Genomic DNA, 4228 nt, shown 5'->3' on the forward strand with positions numbered 1-4228 from the left:
GCATTATGCTAGCTCTATTATGAGCAAAAAAATTTACGTATTACTATAATCTGTTTAAAGAAAATATGTAATACAGTGGGACTTTAATCCTTGTTTTTTTATTCTCACTAATAATTAGATCAAGCAAATCTAAATTCCATCAAGCTTTCCTTAACTGAAAAAGTAACTATATATAATATATCCTAAAACTAGCACTAAAATTAATATCCCTGTACCTTTCCAATTCATACCACCTGTCATATCAACAGGCCTACCTGATTCCACCCTGTTGAGTCCATCATTCAAAGAACCGGTAGGATTATTTTTCAATTCACTTTGTCTCATGCGTTCTCTTTTTTCTTCTGGTGACTCTTTTGAACTCATATAATCACCTCTAAAATTAATGTTCATTCCGAAAAATCCCCTTTAAAATAGATTCTCCATAACGTAAAGAAAGCTAGCTATGCTAGCTTTCTTTATAATCCAATATGTTCTTCCTTATTTACAGTAATCCCTTTATGATCAATTTCAAGCTCACATACTTTCATAGCTGCAAATACTCTCGCTAATTGGTCAGCTATTTCTTTACGCTTCTCGTACGGAGTTAAAATAAAAATGGATGGTCCCGCACCACTAAGCGCTGTGCCATATGCTCCGAATTCTTTTGCACATTTACGAATTGATGGTAATAACGGTACAAGTTCTAAACGATATGGCTCGTGGAAATGATCTCGTTCCATCATTTCACCTACAACTTCCCACTTCTTTTGACATAATGCAGCTACTAATACGTTACTTATCGCACTAGCCTTAACCGCTTCATGAAACGGAAACATCTCTGGTAATACAGATCGACTTTCCTCCGTATTTAGCTCTTCATTTGGAATAAGAGAAATTACGCCTAATTCCTTACTTTCAATCCTTACAACCGAAACATTCTTTCCATCCAGCGCTCCGATTACAGTTCCACCTAAAATAGAAGCAGCAACATTATCTGGATGTCCTTCAAAATTTGTAGCAATTTGAACTTTCTGATCAGTTGTTAAGTTCAAATTTCCAAGCTGATTCGCAAGCTCTATTCCTGCTACAATTGCTGATGCACTACTTCCTAGACCTCTTGTCAGCGGAATATTACTAGTAACTTCTATTATATAGGGTGATAAAGAAGGAAACACTTTACATGCCGTGCTAACAATTAAATTTTTATCGTCTGTTGGAATTGAATCTTCAAAGGAATGGATTACTTGCCATTTATCTGCTTCCGCCTTTACCACCACATCTAAATATAATGACAATGCTATTCCTACTGAATCAAATCCAGGTCCGACATTCGCTGTACTAGCAGGGACACGTACTCTCAATGGTATCACGACATAATCACCCCTTTAATATGATCTTTAATTTGCTCTATATCATTTGACACACTTGCAATATCAAATTTATTAGAAGAAATTGCGATATCAGGATCTTTCAAACCGTTTCCAGTTAAAACTGCAACAACCGTTTCTCCCTTTTTGATTTTTCCAGATTGCACATGTTTAATGACGCCCGCTAATGAAGCATTTGATCCTGGCTCTGCAAAAACTCCTTCAGTTTTTGCTAACAATCTATACGCATGTAATATTTCTTCATCTGACACCATATCTATTTCACCATGAGACTGCTCGGCAGCCTCTACTGCATACGACCAACTCGCTGGGTTACCAATACGAATCGCTGTTGCAATCGTTTCAGGTTCTTCAATTACATGCCCTTTTACAATTGCAGCTGCTCCTTCGGCTTCAAAGCCGTGAATTCTTGGTTTTTTATAACCCTTTTCTTTTTCATATTCACAGAATCCTTTCCAGTATGCTGTTATGTTCCCTGCGTTCCCAACCGGAATAGCTAGAACATCTGGTGCATTTTCCAACTGGTCGCAAATTTCAAATGCTGCTGTTTTTTGTCCTTCAATTCGGTAAGGATTTACTGAGTTTACTAATGTAATCGGCTCTTCTGCAGCAATATTTCTTACAGCCTTAAGTGCATCATCGAAATTCCCTTCTATTGAAATGATCTCCGCTCCATAAGCAACTGCTTGCGCTAATTTCCCATGCGCAATCTTTCCTTCTGGTATTACGATAATACATTTCATTCCGAGGCGTGCCGCGTATGCGGCAGCTGATGCTGATGTATTACCTGTAGATGCACAAATGATAGCCTCTGAACCTTCTTCTTTCGCCTTTGCAACTGCCATTACCATACCACGGTCTTTAAAAGAACCCGTTGGATTCGCTCCTTCATATTTTCCGTATAACTGAATCCCTAATTGTTTTGATATATTTAATAATGGAATCAGGGGTGTATTCCCTTCCATTAAGCTGACATCAGGTGTGTTTTCATTCACCGGTAAATAAGAAGCGTACTGTTTTAATAGTCCTTTATACATATTGTTTTTCCTCCTCAATAATGTAGTAACTGTTTATTTCACTTGCGACATCTTCTATCGCTCCTAAAACTTGCTCGAATTGATATTTTGAAGTTTGATGCGTCACAACAACGACTTCTGCAAGCTCACGATTCAAAGGTAATTGAATTACCTCTTTTAAACTCACAGAATAATCGACGAAACATTCTGTTATTTTTTTAAACATTCCAGGCTCATCTCGTAATGAAATGCGCAAAAAGTATTTTGAAACTACTTCTTCATCTCCTTGTAATTCATACGGCTCCGGTTCTTTTAATACACTTTTATTTTTCGGAACTTGATTCATATTTTTAACGATTGAAATAATGTCACTTACTACAGCAGAACCAGTTGGTAACTTCCCAGCTCCAGGTCCGTAAAACATCACTTCTCCTACTGCTTGACCGTGAACATACACCGCATTAAATTCATTATTCACATTCGATAGCGGATGATGACGTGGTAATAAAGTCGGTTCTACACTTAAGTGAATGGATGATCCTTGTTTTTCAGCTTTACCAATTAATTTCATTGTAAATCCTAATTTTTCGGCCATCTCTAAATCTTCTTTTTCAACCTTTCGAATACCTCTAACTTGAACATCATCTAAAGAAACATTCATCGAAAAACCTAAGTTTGCAAGAATTGCTACCTTTCTCGCAGCATCTAGTCCATCTACATCCGCTGTCGGATCTGATTCTGCAAACCCTAATTTTTGCGCTTCCTGTAAAGCCTCTTCATACGACCATCCATTTTGACTCATCTTTGTTAACATATAATTTGTTGTTCCATTTACGATTCCCATTATTTTTTCAATTTGATCTGAAGCTAGCCCGTCTGATAATCCTCTTAATATTGGAATCCCACCGGCTACACTCGCTTCGTAACATAGGTCACATTCATTTTTATTTGCCAGTTGCAGAAGCTCCGCACCATATACAGCCATTAAATCTTTATTTGCTGTTACGACATGTTTCTTACTTTGCAAAGCCTTCACAATATGCTCTTTCGCTTCTTCAATTCCGCCCATTACCTCTACTACAATATCAATATTTGAATCATTTAGAACTTCATCGACATTACTTGTTACTACGATTCCATCAATGCAAACATCACGTTCCTTTTCCAAATCACGTACAACGACTGTCTTTACCTTTACTTCATATCCTGTATCAAGAGTGATTTTTTTATAATGTTCTTTCAAAATATGGACAACACCACTTCCGACAGTACCTAATCCTAATACCCCAACATTAATAACGTTATTCATCTTCTAATCTCCTCCTAAATAGTTTAATTGTTACACCTGTGAATCACCTTACTCTGCTTTTTAATCATGCAGGTGGTGGTTATTTCCGTACGTACTAATCGTTTCATGTTACCGCACCTCCTTTCAAAGTAATAAAAAAACACACTCATCCCTAGGAAAGGGACGAATGTGTTTTCGTGGTTCCACCCTTGTTCCAACCTAGACTTACTTTCTTCTAGATTGCTCAAGTTCAGATAACGGCTGATACCGTCAATAATTACTAGATTGCTCGTTCACTATTGAAGTTCAAAGGTGGTAAGATCATTTCTCGTGTTAGGAAGCTCACAGCCTTGGCCTCCCTCTCTGTAAACCGTAAAAATGTTCTCATGTCCTTATCGTTACTTTTTCGCTCATGTTTATTTGTTAACTCATTATACTCGCATAAAAAACAAAATCAATACTATTTTTTAATTATTTTAAATTTTCAATCTTAAAAACTATAAAAAAAACACACTCATCCCTAGGAAAGGGACGAATGTGTTTTCGTGGTTCCACCC

General features: G+C 37.0%; 4 protein-coding genes and 1 other annotated feature. All 4 genes read right to left on the reverse strand.

What is annotated here, in order from left to right:
- Window positions 1-150: 150 nt before the first annotated feature.
- Window positions 151-363: a DUF6366 family protein gene (locus AB3X49_RS18590; protein WP_367963917.1), complete on the reverse strand. Its 213-nt coding sequence runs from the start codon at window positions 361-363 to the stop codon at window positions 151-153.
- Between the two features lie 92 nt (window positions 364-455).
- Window positions 456-1349, reverse strand: a complete 894-nt coding sequence (gene thrB, locus AB3X49_RS18595) for a homoserine kinase (protein WP_016120043.1) — start codon at window positions 1347-1349, stop codon at window positions 456-458.
- Complete coding sequence (gene thrC, locus AB3X49_RS18600) at window positions 1346-2404, reverse strand: threonine synthase (RefSeq protein ID WP_000276430.1); 1059 nt, start codon at window positions 2402-2404, stop codon at window positions 1346-1348. Before thrC ends, thrB begins: the two co-directional genes overlap by 4 nt.
- Window positions 2397-3692 (reverse strand): homoserine dehydrogenase, encoded by a 1296-nt coding sequence (locus AB3X49_RS18605; RefSeq protein WP_002126929.1) that lies wholly within the window; start codon window positions 3690-3692, stop codon window positions 2397-2399. The genes thrC and AB3X49_RS18605 overlap by 8 nt, the downstream gene beginning before the upstream one ends.
- 155 nt (window positions 3693-3847) lie before the next feature.
- Window positions 3848-4079 (reverse strand) — a binding site (T-box leader).
- Between the last annotated feature and the right edge of the window lie 149 nt (window positions 4080-4228).

The sequence above is a fragment of the Bacillus sp. C30 genome (assembly GCF_040838255.1).
Taxonomy (GTDB): domain Bacteria; phylum Bacillota; class Bacilli; order Bacillales; family Bacillaceae_G; genus Bacillus_A; species Bacillus_A mycoides.